Source organism: Nautilia abyssi (assembly GCF_055388085.1).
On the sequence record NZ_AP042376.1, the window covers coordinates 944012 to 963658 of the forward strand.

Below are 19647 nucleotides of genomic sequence, written 5' to 3' on the forward strand. Positions count from 1 at the left end.
TTTCATAATTTATATTTGAAAAAATATATGAAATTATACTTTTTCAAATATAAAAAAGGAAGAAATTAAGCTTTAAAAGCTTTTACCATTTCTTCCATTTCTTTAACGTCTTCAGCATCTACTAAATCAGCTAAAGTTACATAAGCTCCAACATTTCCAGTCATTGGTTCAATATCAGTGTTTACAGGTAATGTTTTTTTACCAGGTTTCCAGTTTGCAGGACAAACTTCACCAGTTTTATATGCATGCTGATGAGCAATGATTTGTCTTAAGAATTCTTTTACGCTTCTACCTACAGGCGGAGCTTGAACTTCTTGAGCAACAATCACTCCGTCAGGATTAATTAAAAATCTTCCTCTAAGAGCAAGACCTGCACCTTCGATCATTACACCGAATTTTCTTGTAACTTCACCAGTCGGGTCAGCTGCGATTGTAAGTTTAAGATCCTTTAATAAAGGCTCAGTTTCAACAAATCTTTTGTGTGAGAATTTTGTATCAGTTGATACCGCTAAAACTTCTACGTCTAATTCTTTTAAAAACGGTAACGCCGCATTCATTGCCGCTATTTCAGTAGGACATACGAATGTAAAGTCTGCAGGATAGAAACATACTACAGTCCATTTACCTTTGTAATCTTCACTAGATACTTCTGTATAGTTTCCTGTTTCCGCATTATATGCTTCCATTTTAAATTCAGGCATTTCTTTTAATACCAATACGCCTTCTTGTGTTTTAATTTCTTCCATAATTACCTCCTCTGGTTTTGTTGTTTTTTCATCTTTTATTGCTGTTTTTGTATCTTTTTCACATGCCATGTGGCACCTCCATTATTTTTTACATTGCAATTATAATCAATAAAAACTTTTTTGTCAAGGATAATTTAACAAAAAGGAAAAAATTTTTCCTTTAGAAGATTTTATCTAAATCCAGATTATAAAAAAGATTAGGATGTTCTAATTTTACTTTATTTAATATTTCATCAATAGTCGCGTTTTCATTTTGTTTCATTTCTTCCAAAACAACAGCTTTAACGTCATCATAATCTACCGGAAACTCACTTAATATCGCTTTTTCCAATTTAAGCTCAAAGTTTTCTTTCATAACATTTTTAAGCGTTTCCATCAGTTTCATATATTCATCAACTTCCAAAACTATTTTAAGTTTGTCTTGAATCATTAAAATCCAAAGAGGACTGTCCAGATTACCTTCAATTATTTCAAAATCTTTACACTCAACAACTGTTTTTTCAGTTATATTCAGTTTTTTTGCTACTTCTTCAGCCAAACCATCAATCCTTTCTGAGCATGTAATCTGTTTTCCGCTTCGCTGAATATTTCATCAGCGTGATTTTCAAAAACTTCTTCGCTAACCTCATATCCTCTGTATGCAGGAAGACAGTGTAAAAATATTGCGTCTTTTTTAGCTAAATTCATCAACCCGGCATCTACCTCAAAACCTTTAAAATCATTTATTCTTTTCTCTTTTTCGTCTTCCTGTCCCATACTGACCCAAGTATCGGTGGTAACGACATCCGCATCTTTAACAGCAGCTTTAGGATCATATAAAAACTCGATTTTAGCGCCTGATTTTTCTGCAAACTCCAACGCTTTTACTCTTATACTTTCATCAATTTCATAACCCTGAGGTGTCGCAATTCTTAAAGAAAATCCTAATTTAGCAGCCAAAACAGCCCAAGAGTTAGCCATGTTATTGCCGTCACCCACATATGCGACAGTCGTATTTTCAGGAGAATTAAAATCGAATTTATCAAATTCAATCATTGTCATTAAATCAGCCAGAAGCTGTACCGGATGGCATAAATCCGTTAAACCGTTTATTACCGGTACTTTAGAATATTCGGCAAACTCTTCAAGTCTTTCCTGACCGAATGTTCTTATCATCACCAAATCAACCATTCTTGTAATTACCCTCGCCGTATCTTTAAGAGGCTCGCCCCGTCCGAGCTGAATATCTCTCGAACTTAAAAACAGCCCGTTGCCTCCCAGCTGATTTATTCCGGCTTCAAACGATACTCTGGTCCGTGTAGAACTTTTCTCAAAAATCATGGCAAGCTGCTGATGTTTTAAATAGGGTTTGTATACGCCGTTTTTTGTTTCTTTTTTAATCTGAAAACCCAATTCTATAATCTCTTTTATTTCTTCTTTTGTGTAATCACACAACCATAAAAAATGTCTCAATTTATATCCTTTTATTCATAATGGCTTTTATTTACAGATTTACAACTCATTTTTAATTAAATATTTTAAGGTATAATTTTATCAAAAAAAGGAGCGTTTTTGAAAATATCTGAAATTGCTACTCTTCCTACAAAATACGGCACATTTAAAATTCAGTCTTTTAAAGAAGGGGATAAAGAGCATTTAGCTATATTTACAGAAAACCTTCCCGAAACTCCTTATATAAGAATTCACAGCGAATGTCTGACTGGAGACGCCCTAGGAAGCCTTAAATGCGACTGCGGAGACCAGCTCGCTTATGCATTAAAAACCATTAACGACAAAGGCGGAATAGTACTTTATTTAAGACAGGAAGGAAGAGGCATAGGTCTTTTTAACAAAGTAAACGCATACGCTCTTCAGGATAAAGGGTTAGATACCGTAGAAGCCAATCATCAGCTTGGATTTGAAGCCGATATGAGAGATTTCTCTATTGTAGAAAAAATACTCAGCCACTTCGGAATCAAACAGATAAAACTTCTCACTAACAATCCCAGAAAAGAATTCGCTTTTAAAAATATAAAAGTAATAGAAAGAATACCTATTAAAATCAAACCCAATCCTTACAACGAAAATTATTTAAAAACAAAAAAAGAAAAACTCGGGCACAAACTTTAGAAATGGAGAATTGAAAATTGAAAGTTGATAATGAGCAATTAAAAATATTTACAAACGAACTTTTAAAATGTAACAAAGTACACAAATTTACCAACTACAAAACAAAAGAGGAAATTCAAGAACAGATTGAAGACTCATTGTATCCGCTAGATAAAATCATTCATACGAAAAGCGCACTTGATATAGGCACCGGTGCCGGTTTTCCCGGGTTGATTCTGGCAATAGCCATGCCCGAAACAAAATGGTATCTTGTAGAACCTCTTAAAAAACGGTATTCCTTTTTAAATTACATGAAAATAAAACTCGGTCTGAAAAATGTAGAAATTGTTCCTTCCAGACTGGAAAACGCAGACATAAAACCTGTAGAACTGATAACAACAAGAGCAGTAATGCCGACAGCTAAAATTATAGAAATATCAAAACCCTGCCTTCAAAAAGATGGTAAAATACTCTTATACAAAGGTTCAAGCGTACTGGACGAACTGAAAGATTTAAATCTAAAAGCCGAAATCATTTCAAAAGGCCACAGAAATTATTTAATATTAAAGGACGTCAATGGGTAAACTGATATTATTACTGCTGATAGGCTTCGGATTTTATTATTTTTTCATAAAACCGAAAGACGAGCCTAAAAACAATAAAAACAGTGAAGAGGAAAACGAATTTATTCAGTGCCAAAAATGCGGTACTTTTGTATTGAAAAAAGAAATGAAAGAAAAAAACGGCAAACTTTTATGCAAGGACTGCTATGCTGATTCTTGAAAAACCTTTTAGCAGTGAAGAGTTTTTTTATGCCGACGCATTGGAAGACATTAAAAATTCTCCAAATAACGCCACACTCATTTTTCATTACTGCGATTCTTCTATTGAACTGTACAATTTTTGTAAAATAAACAATATACCTTACGGAGTTCTTGCATCAAACGTAAAAGAAATGATTTTCTGCACTAATTTAGGCGCAAAATATATTTTTTGTGATACAATAAAAAATGCAAAAGATTTTCAAAAAATTGCCGATAATTATTTACTGGATGCTAAAATCGTTCTTTTAGTCGATAACTTCGACAATATTGAAGAAATAGCAAAACATAACATCGATGCAATCAAATTAAAGGGGAAAAGATGAAAAAACCGGCTGTAACTCCTATAGAAAAGGAAGTTGTTTTAAACGAAGAAGATTTTATTATATCCAAGACAGATCTGAAAAGCAGAATATTATACGGTAATCAGATCTTTATTCAAATGAGCGGATGGCAAGAAGAAGAACTGTTAGGAAAGCCTCATAATATTTTAAGACATCCGGATATGCCTAGATGTGCATTCAAAGTTCTTTATGATCATATCCAAAACGGAAAAGAATGGTTTGGATATGTTAAAAACTTAAGAAAAGACGGCGGATATTACTGGGTATTCGCAAACATTTCGCCTACATACGACAACAACGGAAACATGATCGGGTATTATTCGGTCAGAAGAAAACCAAGAGAAGGATTCAAGTCTATTATCGAACCACTTTACAGAACATTGCTCAGCATAGAAAACAGCGAAGGAATGGACGGAAGTTTAAAAGCAGTCGAAGATCTGCTCAAAAAACACAATATGAGTTTTAACGAAGTAATGCTAAAAATCCAAAAAGGAATAATCAATGAACTATAAAGTATTGGCGGCAATAAGCGGGGTTATATTTTTAATTCTGGGTATTTACACTGGAATCAATGCTGATTACGTGTCTGCAGTTATTTCAGCGGTAGGTTTGATAATAACGTTACTTATTTTTACATCCAACAATAAAACATCTTCATCAAAACAAAGCAATCTTCAAGAAGAAATAGAAAAGCTATTATTAGAAACGTCAAACGGAAATTTTGAAAACAGAATAACTCATATCGATCTTTCTGATCCTTCTTCAAAAGCCGCATGGGCTTTAAATGATCTGTTAGATCAGTTAGAAGCTTTTGAAAGAGACATAAAAGAATCTATTGAAGCAGCCAAAAACGGTATCGATTACAGAGATATCGCTCCTCAGGGATATAAAGGAACGTTCAGAAGAACGGTAATTATGCTAAACGACGCAATTGACGCTATCTCAACAGCCCTTAAAGAACAGGCGAGAAGCGAACTCGCAATGACTTTAAACAATCTAGGAGGAGGAATAAAAACTCAAATAAATGAGATAAAAACTTCTCTCGATACAAAACTTAAAGAATTTATGATTAAAATCGATGAGCTTTCCGGCGAAATATATGAAGGCGCAGACGCCAGTGCGGTTAAAATAGAAAACCTTACTAATGTATTAAACGAACTTATTGATTTTATTGCACATACCAACGAAGCGATTAACATGCTTTCTCAAAGAACAGATGAAATAGGCAAAATAGTAGAACTTATTACCGATATTGCGGATCAGACAAATCTTCTTGCCCTAAACGCGGCTATAGAAGCAGCTAGAGCCGGAGAACACGGACGAGGATTTGCCGTAGTTGCAGATGAAGTAAGAAAACTTGCTGAAAGAACCCAAAAAGCAACAAGCGAAATTTCCATTACAATTAAAACACTGCAACAGGAAACAAGCGATATTCAGGCAAATTCTGACAAAATAACAGAAATGGCCACTACGTCAAGAGAAGATATAGAAATTGTCCAAAACATGGTTATAGGCTTCAGAGACAAATCTCTTGAAAACAGAAGAAATGTAGATTTAGCACTTACAAGAATGCTTATGGACTTAGCAAAAATTTCACATCTGATATTTAAATTAAATGCTCATGCTGCTATTATCGAAGAAAAACCGATAGAAATTTCGACAGATACAGAATGTGATTTCGGTAAATGGCTGCTTAGCGAAGAGTCTATACAAAAAATCGGATGTTATCCTGAATATAAACTAATCAAAGACAATCTTCATAGACAAATTCATGAACTTACCAAAAAAGCTCTTGAATGTACTAAAGAAAAAACATGTATTTCCAATAAAGATCAGACAATTAAAAACTTTGAAGAAATCGAAAACATCTCTCATAAACTTTCTCAAACTATCGACAACGTATTTGAAAAATATTCAAAAGAGCCGTGTAAGTGAGCAAAAAATTCAATATAACTCTCATCTTACTCATTCTCCCTTTTATTTTTTTAAGTCTTTTTCTGGTTAATGAAATATCTCACAGGCTTTTTATTAAAGAGCTGATATATATCGGTATAGGAATAATAGTATTCGTTATTACATATATACTTCCTATCAGAAAGCTTTTATGGCTTATACCGATAATCTACTGGTTGAATATATTTTTACTCATTCTCGTGGACACTGTGGGGCTTAGAATATTAGGTGCGCAAAGATGGCTTAAAATTCCTCTTTTAAATATAACAATACAGCCTTCAGAGTTTATGAAAACAACGCTTCTTCTTATGCTTGGATATTTAATATATAAGTATCCGCCAAGACCCCAGTATAATTTTAAAGAATTTTTAAAACTCTCTTTTTTTATTATTCTTCCGTTTATACTTATTGCGAAAGAACCTGATTTAGGAACGGCATTAATTACACTTATTATCGGTTTTGGAGTGTTGTTTATCGTAGGAGTAGATAAAAAAATATGGATCACTCTCAGTATAGGAGCCGTTTTGTTTGCTCCGATATATTACAAATATATAATGAAAGACTATCAAAAACAGAGAATCGAAGATTTTTTAAATAAACCCAGCTATCACGTCAGACAGTCCATGATTGCCATAGGAAGCGGAGGACTCAGCGGTAAAAGTAAAGATGAGGCCACTCAAACCCAGCTTAAATTTCTGCCTATTGCCAGCAGTGATTTTATTTTCGCTTATCTGGTAGAAAGATTTGGTTTTATAGGTGCAAGTTCCGTTATATTTCTATATTTTATACTTATTTTTTATTTATTACGCATAGCAAAAAAACTTAAAGAAGACTATTTTGCAAAAGTTATGTTTGCGGGTGTAGGACTGATGCTTTTTATTTATTCTTACATCAATATTGCGATGACTATGAACCTTGCCCCTGTCGTCGGCGTACCCTTACCGCTTATAAGCCATGGCGGGACCAGTTTTATTAATTTTATGATACTTTTTGCTATTTTGGAAAATTTAATCAGCAAAAAAGAATTTATACATACTTACGGAGTTAAATAGACAATAGACAATAGACAATAGTCGATAGTCGATAGTCGATAGTCAATGGTTGATAGTTGATAGTCAATAGTTATGATTGATAGTTGACAGTTAATGTTTATGATTAACGGTTGATGATAAATCATTTAACAGTTTCTTATTAATAAAATTCTATTTAAAATTTAAATTTTTCCATAATAAAGCCCGAAAAATTGCAAATAATATACACCTAATTATTTACAATAACCTTTAACAAATCATTAATAACTTATAATAAAAAAAGAGTTTTAGTTACTGAAAAAAAGCAGGATTTAGTGACAGACACTTATATAAAAACTTCCGAATGGTGCCCAGGGACGGAATCGAACCGCCGACACAGGGATTTTCAGTCCCTTGCTCTACCGACTGAGCTACCTGGGCAAAAGTGGTGGACTCGGCAGGACTCGAACCTGCGACCAACCGGTTATGAGCCGGTTGCTCTAACCAACTGAGCTACGAGTCCACTCAGTGGACTGAAATTATAACTACTTTTTATTTGAATTTCAAGAGGAAGTGTTAGAAATTAATAAAATTTCCAACACCTTTTTTTAACAGCTGTTTTTGAAGCTCTTTTTGTGAATATTGCTTTAACGACTCAGTTAAAGAATTCAGATCCCCGTTTAATGAGTCAAGGTCTTTTAATACTCCTAACTTATTTGAATCAAATCCGGTTTCTTTAATTTGTTTTTGAATTTTTTCATTCAGCATACTTTGAAGCTCTGATTTTTTTTCAGCTATCTGTTTGTTAAGTTCACTTTTTAAAAGTTTTGAAAACAGTTTGTCAATGTTTGATTTTATCTTAATTTTAAAATCATCAATTTTTCCGTCAATTATAATGTTTAAATTAACTTTTTTAATATTTTTCACTATTCGTGAAACATACTTATTGCCGTTATATTCAATATTTCCCGGTATTAACAGCACATTTGTACTTAATACTATTTTAGACCCGTTAATAAAGCCTTTACCGTCAACGTCAATGTTAACATTATGTAAAACGAATCTGTTATATTTAAAGTTTTCAAAATGCATATTTTTAATTAAATATTTTATATTTATCTGTTTTAAATAAGTAATCTCCAAATAAGCTTTTTTGTAATAATCAGATAAAGAATCAACTCTGATTAAACCTTTTTTAGCCAAAAGAGTCTGATCTGAAGAAATGTTTTTCAGTTTTATAATAAAATCGGCATCTTTTAACGAAGCACTCACATCAGCGTTTTCCAATACAAAATCAGGATATTTAATTTTGTCTTTATATGTAATATATCTGCCTTTAGATCTGACATATCTGTTTTCTTCTTTTTTTGATTTTGAAATATACGGTTTTGCGAGTTTATAATATTTTAATATTTTATTTACATATACCTGAACCTGAGGTTTTAAAAAGCTCTCTGCAAACTGATAATATTTTCCGCTTTTTAATAAATCGTATTTTTTACTAAGTTTTGCGTAGTCGTTTTGTCCGGCTTTTTTAATAGCATTAAGATCATTTATGATCTGCTGTTTCATTTTTGCAAGTCTGTCTTTTTTATCCTTTATGTCTTTTTGCATATTTTGTATTTCTTTTTTTATTTTATCGCTTTGGGCAATAATATTCTGTATATCACCGGCAGATTTAATATTTTTTGCTGTATTGCTTAAATTATTAATTTCTTTTTTTATTTTTTCTATCTGAGTTTTGTCATTTGCCACCGTTTTTTTAATACTGTTGGCATAATCGATAAAATCCTCATAATCTTTTTTAAGCTTGTCTATTTTTTGCAAAGACTCCAGCTGATATCCCTGCAAAAGCTGTTTAGGATCCGGAATACTGATATTCAGTTTAAACTTTGAGCTTTTTGAAGCTTTTGCAGAAGATGCGGACTTTGATGACGCAATTTCTTTTAAAGTTTTGTCTGAGTGGATATCTGTTATTTGTAAATTTTTTATATCAAATTTTCTCCATACAAGATAATTCCACGAAAGTTTTAAATTAATATGTTCTGTTTTAACATCACCGATATACATATTTTTTATATCTACATCCGCTTTAAAAAACGAAGTATTTAATTTTTCTATTTTTACCGGCTTTTTAAATATTTTAGACATTGAATACTGCATAATCATTTTTACAAACGGATCAAATGTCAGTGAAATAAACAAAAATAAGCCCCCGAATATAATTATGAAACCTGCAATACCAGAAACCCTGATAATTCCTTTCTTCTTTATTTCGCCTGGCACAATCCAATTTAAAAATCTGTATTTAGAACAAAAGGCAAAAATTTTTTCCCTGTAAATTTTAATACTTTTATTTAAAACAAAATAAAACAAAATCCCGATTGCAACACCCCAGAAAAATCCTCCCATTACAACGGTGTTGTTATAGCCGCTCCATCTCATAAAAGGCAGATTATAAATAAACTCCCACAACGGCGTTAGAAACGGAGCAGTCAGTATGTAATATCCCGTCTTTGCAAAAACAGGATCAAGAAAATAACCGACAATCGAAAAAACACCCCAGCTTGCCAGATACAGCCCAAAAGGTATACGCAAAATAAAAGCCAAAAAAAGTATACTTAAAGTAAATATATTAAAAAACGGTAAAAATCCGCTTATTAAACCCAGTACCAAAGCTAATGTTATAAACTTTTCGTTATTTGAACTATTTAATTCTCTTATTAACTTGAAAAAAAATCCCATTTTCCACCCTTTTTGATATTATTACATTATTATATCCAAATAAAATGACATCAAAACAATAAAGGACATAAATGAAAGACTATACGTTTAAGGAATTCAAATCGGACCTGCAAAATTTAACAATAAAAAAACCTGACGCCATACTTGCCATAGCAAGAGGAGGACTTACATTCGCCCATCATCTTGCAGAAAAATTAAACATGAGAGAAGTATTCAGTATCAACGCCGTATCTTACGATAAAGACAAAAAACTCGATACTATCAATATTTTTAATATTCCTGATTTAAAAAATTACAAAAATATTTTAGTGGTAGACGATATAAGCGACAGCGGAGATACTTTCATTGAAGTTTTAAAAGTACTAAAAGAAAAATACCCTGATAAAGATTTTAAAACAATAGCTATTTTTTACAAACCTACTTCAAAATATAAACCCGATATCTTTTTTCACGAAACAAACGAATGGATTAACTTTTTCTGGGAAGTTTATTAAAAAGGTCTGAATTTTTCTATAAATTCAGCCGTTTTTTTTAATTCCTCAGTTAAGTTATAATATTCCCTGTATTTCTCAAAATTGCTCCACACCGCTTTATAAACTTTTACGTCCCTTTTTCTTTTTTTGAGTTCTAAAGCCACTGCCGCGTTTATCAAACCTTTATATGCCCACTGCAAATCATTATCAGTTTTCCTTAAATCCTGCCATACTTCTTCCAAAACCTCATGAGCTTCAAAATATTCTCCGTTTATAATATATTTTTTATACTTTTCAAATTCACTCATAACTAACCTTTAAATAATTAACTTTAACTGTCATATAATATAACCCCTTCTTTTTACTATAATTTCAAAAAAGGCTTTTTATGTTAAACATTGTAACCGCTCTTAAAATAGAAGCCGATCCTATTATAAATTATTTTCAATTAAAGTCAAGAAACGGCATTTATCAAAACGAAAATATCAATTTAATAATTACAGGCCAGGGAAAAATTAAATGTGCTGTTAACACCGCCCTGCTGCTTTCAAAACACCGCTTTGCGACTTTAAACATCGGCATAGCCGGAAGCAGTAAACACGAAATTGGAAGAGGATTTTTTATCCATAAAATTACCGATACCGACACAGGATTTAATTATTTTCCGGATTACTTTAACGAAAACAGTGAAGAAATTTATACCGTTTCAGCTCTTGGAAAATATTATACTCTGACAGATATGGAATCAAGCGGTTTTTTTGAAGCATGTTATAAATTCCTTAATGTAAACGAAATCATTTTATACAAAATAGTAAGTGATAAGCCCTCATACCAGCCAAATAAAAACGAAATACCGGAACTTATAAAATCCCATATTAATACTATCGAATCTTTATTAAATAAATTCAAACAAAAAAACAGCTTTTTTGAAGAAATCGACCGGCTTATTCTTGAAGCAAAAACTAAAATGCAACTTACAAAAACACAGGAAAACCAACTAAAACAGCTTCTTACTCTTTATAAAATAAAAAATATCCCCTTCCCCGCTTTTAAAGAAGTAAAGAAAAAAGAAGAAGTTAAAAAGTTTTTAGAATCTTTAAATATATTTTGAATCAGTATACTGGTTGTTTGTATATCAGTTATTAGTGTTTTTAAGGTTATTACGGTTATTAACTTTATTGTACCTGTTAAGATTTTAATATTTTTAAAGTTTTAGTGTCAGGCACCATATGATTTCCACGACTCGGAACTCGTTACTGAGAACCTGGAATATTTTCTCCATTCTCAATTTTTCACTCATCATTAATACCCTCTTTCAACCGCTTACCATCAACTATTAACTAACTGTCCACCTCTACCATCTACTACTCTCTATATACCCATCAACTATTGACTATCAGCTATTTGCTATATCCCTATTTTTAAAAAGCCTATCATTTAATTTAAAATAAACCGGTAATGATTACCAGTTTATTTTTTTCACTTGAGACTTAGATACGTTTACATCCGGTCTGCTCATATTCATATCGCTCGTTCTATTTTCTTCGCTGAATTTAGTATTATTTATAGCCTGTACGCCTCCCCAGCCTGAACCTGATTTTAGAAAATCTAATTTCAGACACGGATGAGTCCTGCAGTCTGTGTTTGTAGGGCTAGGATCTTTATAATCTTTGGCTAAAGGATAATACCACAACCAGGAATTAATCTGCAAATGAACTTTTGCACTGTACGGCAATGCATGAGTAGTATGGAAAACCACTTTTTCCTGCCCGTTTGTTATTGAAGGTGCGCTTGTAACCGTTACATAAGGATTAATAGCCGAATTTAAAGTATGGTTAAAATCACCAAAAGCTGTGCTGTTATGTTCGGTATTTGTCACCCATCCCTGAGAATCTGTCCAATACTGATATAAGAAAGTAGTATTTATATCGTTACTGTAAGCGGCTGCGTTTGATACTTTTATTCTTCCGTATCTGAATGTAGCATTAGCATCTAAAACCTGATTTCCTGTTACATTATCTTCATCACTCATATTTACATCATTTACGGTAAAGTTAAATTCATTTAACGGTTTAGTATAATTTTTTTCAAAGTTTATATATATTTTAAATTCGGCACTTCCGTTATTATCAGTTGAGAAATAAGTTTTAGGAAGATTCACAAGATCAATATCACTTGATAACGTCACATTATGCTCAGTGCCGTTTTCGTCTTTAAATAAAATTAATTCATTTGGATCTAAAGTCGAAGGAATATTATGAGAAATATTCACATCAAAATTTTTAGCATAACACTGTTCATTATAATTCGTAGTAGTAAAGTTTTGTGCATCTTTAGCCTGTATTTTCATTTGAACAAAGCTGGACATATTCAAATCATTTGAAATATAAGTAAAGTTTGAACTGTTGAAATTATGATAAACAGTACCGGTTAATGAAAAATGATCAGGTATTATTTTCACATGAACAGTTACAGGAGTAATGAGTCTAGCCGTATCATTGGTATCATCTTCATCACATTTAGCAAATTCACTGCCGTTAACCTCTTTAATAGTAAAGTTTACATCTCCAACTTGTTTTTGATATTCGAGAGTTAAATTGGTTTCACCGTTTTTAAACTGCATATTATTTATTAAAGCTATTATACCTGTTTTACATCCTTTTGAAATATTTTCATCAGTTGCATTTATTTCAGGAGAAACAGAAGTTGAAATCGTTTCATTGTAATCTGTTGTAGTTTTATTTGTGTAATCAAGAGCACCAATTGTCATATTGAAATCTTTACCGGCTTTTACAAGTGAAGGTATATTTGTGATACTGAAATGATCCGGTCTTATTGAAAAACTGTCTCTTGCTAATGCTGCCTTTGTCGGAAAACTACCAAATACACACTCAAGACATTCATTTGTTACAAAATCATTACCGTTTGCATTATTATTTTTTAAATTACATACTTCTGCACAAGTTGCATTACAATCATCATCATTCAAATTACCGGTTGGACAGTCATTACCATACCCATATTCAGTATATAACTCAGTCAACATTCCCCATATACAGTTATAATTTGGTGTGTTTACTAAACAGTTATTGTTAGTCCCATTTGTTACCAGAGTCCCATCAGGATTTACCAAATAGACAATTCTGTATGTTCCTTCTCTTAAAGCTTTAGAATAAGTGTCGTTAAATTCGGCATAAAGATTATTGTTTCCGCTATCTTTGGTTGATAAAGAAACAAATTCACTTGTCAATGTTGGTGAATTATTAAGTAAATTTAATTTTTGTGAAGAATCTAAATTATCAAAATTTGCAGCAGAAATAAGTTCCACTTTAACAATTCCATCAAATCCTTCTACAGTTTTATTATCATCATCGCTTAATTTTACTAATTTTAAATTAAAATTTTTATTGACTATTTGCGTATGCAATGCATTTACACCCGTATCGTCCAATGGGATTTCATTTTCATTGTTATAATCCATATTCACTACATTAAATGTACCGGTTACAGCAGTATAACTATTTAATGTTGAGTTAAAATCACTACATTTAGGCAAAATGTCATTATAGGTAAACTCATCACTTCCTATTGTATAAATATAATTTGTCAAGAAATTAAAGCTTATATTACCATCACTTTCTATTGTAGTATTGAAATCAATTGTCGCAACATAATCTGGATTAGTTGTAGTTGGTAAAAACTCATTATTACTATCACCTATAATACCGACATCCCATGTTTTATTATTATCACTGTAATATACACCTAAACTGCCATTAGTTTCATTATCATCCAAATGTATAAAATTATCTGTTAATACATTCTTAATATAAGTGGAATTAGGTACATAAGATGTGACATTACTATCGAATATGTTTCTTACAAAAACATTTTTTGCTATTTCATTATCCATATTTTTAACATCAAATTGCACTTTAATTTTACTTCCGACTTTTACCTGTGAACCTGAGGTAATCTCAGTTCCATTTTCATCAAAAAATTTAAGGTTATCATAACAAACTTTAGGAACGTATAAATCTGTTGCAAAAACTACCAAAGAAGGAAAATATGCATCTCCTTTAGAAGTCACATTAATTTTGGCTGATGTGTCACCATTTTTAACTATATTTAAACCATTTGTACCAACATCATAATTATGTATATCTATACCAAAGTTATTAGTTAAATCAGGATCAACATTAAAGCCATTTGTAGTAGAATCAAATGCATTATCTTCTTCATCAGTTCCATCATTTACATTTACATCATTTAAAAATAATTGATCACCTGTATATGCATAATCACCTTCTCCAACAAATATAGACATGTTTGCATTTACATCACCATATAACGGTGTAATAAACCCATTAATATCAATTTCAACATTATCATGCGAACTATCATTATATACAAATTTATACCCATCAAAAATTGATATATTTTTAAAATGTAATGATGTGTCTTTATAAACAACTAATAAACTCCAAGCACCAAATAATCCTAAATCACTATCCGCCCCTTCTTGTGTCTGAATATTTGCTCCTGTCCACCATCCATTAATATCTTTTCCATAAACTTTATGAGTAGAATTACTTTCAAGTGACTTAACTTCTGTAAATGTAGAAAAAGTATAAACATCTCCAAATTGATATGTATCTATTTGTTCAGGATAAATTGTATATTTCGTGCCATTTGGTGATATTAAATATGAAGGATTATTATTAAGCCTTTCTGTAAGTTCTGATAAACTTTCATCATTTCTATCTCCTTGAGTATAAAAACCAACCCATACAATTTCAGCATTATCAGGAATACCACTTATTTCAGCTTTTGATGAATTATTGTATTCTGAATTGACATTAATATAAGATAACGTCAATCTATTATTAGGAGAGGTGGTATTTATACAATTACCATTTCCATCTTTCCAACACAATACACTATTACCAACTAATTTATAATCACCATATATATTAAAGCTCTTTCTCAAAGTAAAATCTCTCTCTCCATTATTAATAACAGTATCACTTTTATAAATATATAAATTATAATTTGAAGCTCCTGTATATGCATATAAATCTAAATAATAAGTAGTACCACTACTTAAATAAGTATATATATAAACATTACTATTATCACTCTCGTCGCTTGCTATAAGTCTATAACTATTATTACTTTTTTCATTATATAAATATCCATCTATATCAGCTGTACTAGATATATTTTCAGTTTTAATAATATAATAACCACTTTCAGATGGAGTAAATTTAAAGAAATCATCACTATCATTATATTCATTAATATTACCGACTATTTCAACTGGCAATGAATTAATAATTTGAGCCGAACTAAAATCATTATTAGGTTCCACTTCATTAATAGTATCAGCATAAACAATTCCTAAAAATATAAATAAAAACAATATAAACTTCTTCATTACAAATCCTTTATATTAACCCTACTTTAATTATACATCTTTTTTATTTAAAACACAAATCAGATACATATTTTAATTAATATACGTAATATTAATGTAATATAAATTAATATATTTTTTGTTAAACTTATAAAAAACAAAAAGGTTTATATTGATTTGTTATATAGAAAAAAATGTTCTAACATTTCCTATCACGCAAAATATAATCGGCAGATTTAAGCCAAAAGTTATATTGATAAACCATTACAAAGATATTTTTAACCGCTCACATCAGGATTTTAACTGGCAAAAGAATAAAAATGTACTTATATTAGCCGAAAAAAAAGATAAATTTTTATATAAAGGTAGCGCTTTTTGCAACAGCAGAGGATATGAAAATTTCTACTATTCAACACAGATACTCGGATGTGTCTATAACTGCGAATACTGCTACATAGGAGGCATGTATCCGTGCGGATATCCGGTAATATTCGTAAATGAAGATGATTTTATCAAAGAAGCCGAAAAACTTAAAAACGCATATATAGCAATAAGCTACGAATCGGACTTGCTGGCTTTTGAAGGGATATATCCTTTTCATCAAAAATGGATAGAACTTGCAAGAAAAAGAGATGATCTGCTTATTGAAAGCAGAAGTAAATCCGCAAACGTTGACAGACTTCCGGATAATCCTCCGCAAAACTTTCTGCTTGGATTTTCACTCTCGCCTGTTGAAATAAACAGATTCGAAAAAAAAGCTCCAAATTTGGAAAAACGCATAAAAGCCCTAAAACTTGCAATCAATAAAGGATACAGTGTAGAAATAGCCATAGACCCAGTAATAAAAACAGAAAATTTCAAAGAAATTTATAAAAACTTTATCGAATATCTGAAAAGCGAAATAGACCTCTCAAACATCAACATAGAAATCGGTGCATTTAGAATGAATAAAGACTTTTTAAAAAAACTTCGTAAAATTCATTTAAGCGAAGTTACATGGTACCCGTATAAAATCAAACAGGGCGAAGCCAGATACAGGGATGAAAAAGAGATTATCGAGTATGTGAGGGAGCTGATAGTAGATAGTTGATGGTTAATAGTAGATAGTAGATGTTTGATAGTTGATAGACAACAATCGATAGTTAATGCTTAATGGTTTATAATTAACGGTTTGAAAATAACATTTAAGAATTTAAATTTTAAACATAATATTTAACAACAACTTAATCGTTAACTTAAAAAAATAACAACAAAACCCTCAGTATAGCGCCAGACACTAAATAAGGATATAAATTATGTATAATTTCTTAATAAGAGAATTAAAAAATAAAAAGGCAATAAATGAAAATACTTCTTACCGGTGCCAGCAGCGGAATAGGAAAAGCCATAAAAGAAACACTTACAGATCACGAAATAATAACACTTTGCAGAAACTGTGATAAAAAAATAGATTTCAATGATATAAACTCATTAAAAGATCTAAAATTTGAAGACGTTCACGGAATAATACATAATGCCGGAACCGGTTATTTCGGGCAGTTTGAGGATATCGGAATAGACAAAATAGAAAAAATGATAAACGTTAACTTTTTAGCTCCTATGATACTGACAAAAAACCACCTTAAAGACATCAAAAAAAACAGAGGGTTTATAATAAACATCTCTTCCACTTCAGCAATCCACCCTGCCCGTCAGGGTGTCGTCTACGGCGCAACAAAAGCGGCTCTGAGGCATTTCGGCACATCGCTTTTTGAGGAAGTGAGAAAATCCGGCGTAAAAGTATGTACTATACTGCCGGATATGACACTTACAAATTTTCATAAAAACACTTATTTTAAACCTTCAGCAGAAGAACTCGCACACATCAAACCCGAAGATATAGCCAAAATAGTCAAAGATATAATTGAAGCGCCGAAAAATATCGTTATGCACGAAGTGATAGTTAAACCTCAGATTTTTAAGCTTGACAAAAGTTAAGCCACTCTTTAGCCTTGCGTCTTAAATCCTCTGGATTGTCGCTTGCAAAAAGTTTAATGGAAGTATCTGCTTTTTCTTTTAAATTATATTCATTTCTAAGCAGTTCTACTATTGCCTGGCCTGAGTGAATCAGTTTGGCATTTGGAAAATGCTTTTGAAAACTTTTTTCTAAAAAAGGATAATGAGTGCAGCCTAGTATCACATAATCAATACCGTTTTTATCAACATCGTTAAAATACAGATCAAAAACCTCATCAACTATTTTACCTTCTGTAATCCCTTCTTCAACCAAAGGAACAAACAGCGGAGTCGCAACCGATATAATATTTTTATAATCAAGCTTTTTAAGCATAGACTGATATTTGTTGCTGTTGATTGTTCTTTTAGTTCCTGTTAACAGAATATTTGCTTCTTTTTCAGCGTTTAAAGCCTTTACGCCGGCTTCTATAACTCCTACAACAGGAAATCCTGCTTCGCGTCTTAATTCCTCAATGGCAACGGAGCTTGCCGAATTACATGCGACAACCAAAAAATCAATATCGAAATTTTTAAGAAATTCGAGAGCTTCGAGAGAATATCTTATTATTGTAGATTCGTTTTTGTTTCCATAAGGAACCCTGGCCGTATCTCCGAAATAAATTATTTCATCGAACAGCCTGGATTTAAGAATTTCGGAGGCTACGCTCAAGCCCCCTATTCCGCTGTCAAATACTCCGCACCTATTCATTTATTATACTTAAGAACTCCTGATTGTTTTTGGTTTTGAGCATTTTTGAATACATAAGTTTAAGCGCTTCTATTTCATCCATTTCCGAAATAATGTTTCTAATCGCCCATACTTTAGCAAGTTCTTCAGGAGTTAAGAGCAGTTCTTCTTTTCTTGTTCCGGATTTAAGCAGGTCAATCGCAGGATAAATTCTTCTGTCTGCAATTCTTCTGCTTAGAACCGCTTCCATATTACCCGTACCTTTAAATTCTTCAAAAATAACCTCATCCATTTTACTGCCGGTTTCAATAAGTGCCGTGGCTATGATAGTAAGACTTCCGCCTTCTTCGATGTTTCTGGCAGCACCGAAAAATCTTTTAGGTTTATGAAGCGCGTTTGCATCAACACCGCCGCTTAACACCTTACCGCTTGCGGGAGTAACGGTATTATAAGCACGGGCAAGCCTTGTGATTGAATCGAGTAAAATTACAACGTCTTTGCCCATTTCTACCATTCTTTTTGCTTTTTCGATAACAAGCTCAGCAACTCTGACATGGTTTTGAGCGGGTTTGTCAAACGTAGATGAAAACACTTCGCCTTTTACGCTTCTTTGCATATCTGTAACTTCCTCCGGTCTTTCGTCAACAAGTAAAACCATTAATTCGATTTCAGGATGGTTTTTAGTAATACCGTGGGCTATTTCTTTTAAAAATACGGTTTTACCGCTTCTAGGAGGCGCAACAATAAGACCCCTCTGCCCTTTTCCGATAGGAGCAAACAGATCCAAAACCCTTCCTGTAAGTTTTGTAGGCTCATATTCGAGTTTTATTCTTTCCTGAGGATAAAGCGGAGTCAGGTTGTCAAAAAGAGGTCTTTTTTTGGCTTCTTCCGGAGGCAGATAATTAATAGCCTCAATTTTTAAAAGAGCGTAATATTTTTCCTGGTCTTTCGGAGGTCTTACCTGTCCCGTTACGATGTCACCCGTTCTTAGGGCAAATCTTCTTATTTGTGTCTGAGAAACATATACGTCGTTTAAAGAGTTCTCAAAATTCCCTCCGATACTTCTTAAAAATCCGTATCCGTCAGGCATTACCTCAAGTATACCGGTAAAGAGCAGATATCCGCCCTGTGCCACCTGAGCCTTTAAAATTTCAAACATCAAATCCTGACGTTTAAATTCCTGAGGATTCTCAACATGAAGTTCGTTTGCAATTTTAATAAGCTCTTCTGTAGGTTTGCTTCTTAAATCTTCAATTGTATACCCTTCAACCGGTATATGAGTTCTCTGTTTCTTATTATTACCGTTATTTGCGGTATTTTGATTTTCGTTTTCCATAAATATCCTTGTAAGATTAATGTAGTAAATAG

The 19647-nt window shown here is 32.0% G+C and carries 19 protein-coding genes and 2 tRNA genes; 11 read left to right on the top strand and 10 right to left on the bottom strand.

Annotated features, from left to right (window positions below; genetic code table 11):
- Nucleotides 1–65 precede the first annotated feature (65 nt).
- The 3 genes from ACZ5EP_RS04770 to argF form a co-directional block, all read right to left on the bottom strand.
- Nucleotides 66–815, bottom strand: a complete 750-nt coding sequence (locus ACZ5EP_RS04770; RefSeq protein ID WP_127679653.1) for a peroxiredoxin — start codon at nucleotides 813–815, stop codon at nucleotides 66–68.
- 91 nt (nucleotides 816–906) lie between these two features.
- The gene (locus ACZ5EP_RS04775; protein ID WP_464508173.1) at nucleotides 907–1284 is read right to left on the bottom strand and encodes a DUF2603 domain-containing protein; all 378 of its coding nucleotides are present in this window, start codon (nucleotides 1282–1284) and stop codon (nucleotides 907–909) included.
- Nucleotides 1269–2198 (bottom strand): ornithine carbamoyltransferase, encoded by a 930-nt coding sequence (gene argF, locus ACZ5EP_RS04780; protein ID WP_464508174.1) that lies wholly within the window; start codon nucleotides 2196–2198, stop codon nucleotides 1269–1271. The genes ACZ5EP_RS04775 and argF overlap by 16 nt, the downstream gene beginning before the upstream one ends.
- Before the next feature lie 99 nt (nucleotides 2199–2297).
- On the opposite strand from argF, the gene ribA reads away from it, so the two are divergent.
- From ribA to ACZ5EP_RS04815, 7 genes are read left to right on the top strand one after another with little or no spacing between them, the layout of a single operon-like run.
- Nucleotides 2298–2855 (top strand): GTP cyclohydrolase II, encoded by a 558-nt coding sequence (gene ribA / locus ACZ5EP_RS04785; protein WP_464508175.1) that lies wholly within the window; start codon nucleotides 2298–2300, stop codon nucleotides 2853–2855.
- A 17-nt stretch (nucleotides 2856–2872) separates the two neighbouring features.
- Nucleotides 2873–3418 carry a 16S rRNA (guanine(527)-N(7))-methyltransferase RsmG gene (rsmG, locus tag ACZ5EP_RS04790; protein WP_464508176.1) on the top strand — a complete coding sequence of 182 codons (546 nt, stop codon included), beginning with the start codon at nucleotides 2873–2875 and terminating at the stop codon, nucleotides 3416–3418.
- Nucleotides 3411–3617, top strand: coding sequence for an LIM domain-containing protein (locus ACZ5EP_RS04795; RefSeq protein WP_127679644.1), 207 nt, complete (start codon nucleotides 3411–3413; stop codon nucleotides 3615–3617). Before rsmG ends, ACZ5EP_RS04795 begins: the two co-directional genes overlap by 8 nt.
- Entirely contained in the window at nucleotides 3604–3981 is a 378-nt protein-coding gene (locus tag ACZ5EP_RS04800) for a hypothetical protein (protein ID WP_464508177.1), read from the top strand. Before ACZ5EP_RS04795 ends, ACZ5EP_RS04800 begins: the two co-directional genes overlap by 14 nt.
- The gene (locus ACZ5EP_RS04805) at nucleotides 3978–4511 is read left to right on the top strand and encodes a PAS domain-containing protein (protein WP_464508178.1); all 534 of its coding nucleotides are present in this window, start codon (nucleotides 3978–3980) and stop codon (nucleotides 4509–4511) included. Before ACZ5EP_RS04800 ends, ACZ5EP_RS04805 begins: the two co-directional genes overlap by 4 nt.
- Nucleotides 4501–5934: a methyl-accepting chemotaxis protein gene (locus tag ACZ5EP_RS04810; protein ID WP_464508179.1), complete on the top strand. Its 1434-nt coding sequence runs from the start codon at nucleotides 4501–4503 to the stop codon at nucleotides 5932–5934. The genes ACZ5EP_RS04805 and ACZ5EP_RS04810 overlap by 11 nt, the downstream gene beginning before the upstream one ends.
- A complete protein-coding gene (locus ACZ5EP_RS04815; RefSeq protein ID WP_464508180.1) occupies nucleotides 5931–7004 on the top strand; it encodes an FtsW/RodA/SpoVE family cell cycle protein in 1074 nt (357 codons plus the stop codon). The genes ACZ5EP_RS04810 and ACZ5EP_RS04815 overlap by 4 nt, the downstream gene beginning before the upstream one ends.
- A gap of 323 nt (nucleotides 7005–7327) precedes the next feature.
- On the opposite strand, the gene ACZ5EP_RS04820 is transcribed toward ACZ5EP_RS04815, so the two are convergent.
- From ACZ5EP_RS04820 to ACZ5EP_RS04830, 3 genes are all read right to left on the bottom strand, one after another.
- Nucleotides 7328–7403: transfer RNA gene (locus ACZ5EP_RS04820), tRNA-Phe, on the bottom strand.
- A 5-nt stretch (nucleotides 7404–7408) separates the two neighbouring features.
- Nucleotides 7409–7485: transfer RNA gene (locus ACZ5EP_RS04825), tRNA-Ile, on the bottom strand.
- Between the two features lie 53 nt (nucleotides 7486–7538).
- Nucleotides 7539–9707 (bottom strand): TIGR03545 family protein, encoded by a 2169-nt coding sequence (locus ACZ5EP_RS04830; RefSeq protein WP_464508181.1) that lies wholly within the window; start codon nucleotides 9705–9707, stop codon nucleotides 7539–7541.
- Nucleotides 9708–9778: 71 nt separating this feature from the next.
- On the opposite strand from ACZ5EP_RS04830, the gene ACZ5EP_RS04835 reads away from it, so the two are divergent.
- Nucleotides 9779–10201: a phosphoribosyltransferase gene (locus ACZ5EP_RS04835; RefSeq protein ID WP_127679638.1), complete on the top strand. Its 423-nt coding sequence runs from the start codon at nucleotides 9779–9781 to the stop codon at nucleotides 10199–10201.
- Here the strand turns inward: ACZ5EP_RS04835 and ACZ5EP_RS04840 are convergent.
- Nucleotides 10198–10488 (bottom strand): DUF309 domain-containing protein, encoded by a 291-nt coding sequence (locus ACZ5EP_RS04840; protein WP_464508182.1) that lies wholly within the window; start codon nucleotides 10486–10488, stop codon nucleotides 10198–10200. The genes ACZ5EP_RS04835 and ACZ5EP_RS04840 overlap by 4 nt on opposite strands.
- A gap of 80 nt (nucleotides 10489–10568) precedes the next feature.
- Between ACZ5EP_RS04840 and ACZ5EP_RS04845 the strand changes: the two genes are divergently transcribed.
- Entirely contained in the window at nucleotides 10569–11291 is a 723-nt protein-coding gene (locus tag ACZ5EP_RS04845; RefSeq protein ID WP_464508183.1) for a hypothetical protein, read from the top strand.
- A gap of 351 nt (nucleotides 11292–11642) precedes the next feature.
- On the opposite strand, the gene ACZ5EP_RS04850 is transcribed toward ACZ5EP_RS04845, so the two are convergent.
- Nucleotides 11643–15617: a hypothetical protein gene (locus ACZ5EP_RS04850; RefSeq protein WP_464508184.1), complete on the bottom strand. Its 3975-nt coding sequence runs from the start codon at nucleotides 15615–15617 to the stop codon at nucleotides 11643–11645.
- 151 nt (nucleotides 15618–15768) lie between these two features.
- Between ACZ5EP_RS04850 and ACZ5EP_RS04855 the strand changes: the two genes are divergently transcribed.
- Together ACZ5EP_RS04855 and ACZ5EP_RS04860 are read left to right on the top strand one after the other, a co-directional pair.
- Complete coding sequence (locus tag ACZ5EP_RS04855; protein ID WP_464508185.1) at nucleotides 15769–16686, top strand: SPL family radical SAM protein; 918 nt, start codon at nucleotides 15769–15771, stop codon at nucleotides 16684–16686.
- Nucleotides 16687–16937: 251 nt separating this feature from the next.
- A complete protein-coding gene (locus ACZ5EP_RS04860) occupies nucleotides 16938–17573 on the top strand; it encodes an SDR family NAD(P)-dependent oxidoreductase (protein WP_464508186.1) in 636 nt (211 codons plus the stop codon).
- On the opposite strand, the gene murI is transcribed toward ACZ5EP_RS04860, so the two are convergent.
- Nucleotides 17554–18300: a glutamate racemase gene (gene murI, locus ACZ5EP_RS04865; RefSeq protein ID WP_464508187.1), complete on the bottom strand. Its 747-nt coding sequence runs from the start codon at nucleotides 18298–18300 to the stop codon at nucleotides 17554–17556. The genes ACZ5EP_RS04860 and murI overlap by 20 nt on opposite strands.
- Nucleotides 18293–19615, bottom strand: a complete 1323-nt coding sequence (rho, locus tag ACZ5EP_RS04870) for a transcription termination factor Rho (protein ID WP_464508188.1) — start codon at nucleotides 19613–19615, stop codon at nucleotides 18293–18295. Before rho ends, murI begins: the two co-directional genes overlap by 8 nt.
- Nucleotides 19616–19647 lie beyond the last annotated feature (32 nt).

Excerpts from the sequence above, each read along its gene's own strand:
- ACZ5EP_RS04770 (WP_127679653.1), bottom strand. The coding sequence starts at position 815 with ATGGCATGTGAAAAAGATACAAAAACAGCAATAAAAGATGAAAAAACA.
- ACZ5EP_RS04795 (WP_127679644.1), top strand. The coding sequence starts at position 3,411 with ATGGGTAAACTGATATTATTACTGCTGATAGGCTTCGGATTTTATTAT.
- ACZ5EP_RS04800 (WP_464508177.1), top strand. The coding sequence starts at position 3,604 with ATGCTGATTCTTGAAAAACCTTTTAGCAGTGAAGAGTTTTTTTATGCC.
- ACZ5EP_RS04805 (WP_464508178.1), top strand. The coding sequence starts at position 3,978 with ATGAAAAAACCGGCTGTAACTCCTATAGAAAAGGAAGTTGTTTTAAAC.
- ACZ5EP_RS04810 (WP_464508179.1), top strand. The coding sequence starts at position 4,501 with ATGAACTATAAAGTATTGGCGGCAATAAGCGGGGTTATATTTTTAATT.
- ACZ5EP_RS04830 (WP_464508181.1), bottom strand. The coding sequence starts at position 9,707 with ATGGGATTTTTTTTCAAGTTAATAAGAGAATTAAATAGTTCAAATAAC.
- ACZ5EP_RS04835 (WP_127679638.1), top strand. The coding sequence starts at position 9,779 with ATGAAAGACTATACGTTTAAGGAATTCAAATCGGACCTGCAAAATTTA.
- ACZ5EP_RS04840 (WP_464508182.1), bottom strand. The coding sequence starts at position 10,488 with ATGAGTGAATTTGAAAAGTATAAAAAATATATTATAAACGGAGAATAT.
- ACZ5EP_RS04845 (WP_464508183.1), top strand. The coding sequence starts at position 10,569 with ATGTTAAACATTGTAACCGCTCTTAAAATAGAAGCCGATCCTATTATA.
- ACZ5EP_RS04850 (WP_464508184.1), bottom strand. The coding sequence starts at position 15,617 with ATGAAGAAGTTTATATTGTTTTTATTTATATTTTTAGGAATTGTTTAT.
- ACZ5EP_RS04860 (WP_464508186.1), top strand. The coding sequence starts at position 16,938 with ATGAAAATACTTCTTACCGGTGCCAGCAGCGGAATAGGAAAAGCCATA.
- murI (WP_464508187.1), bottom strand. The coding sequence starts at position 18,300 with ATGAATAGGTGCGGAGTATTTGACAGCGGAATAGGGGGCTTGAGCGTA.
- rho (WP_464508188.1), bottom strand. The coding sequence starts at position 19,615 with ATGGAAAACGAAAATCAAAATACCGCAAATAACGGTAATAATAAGAAA.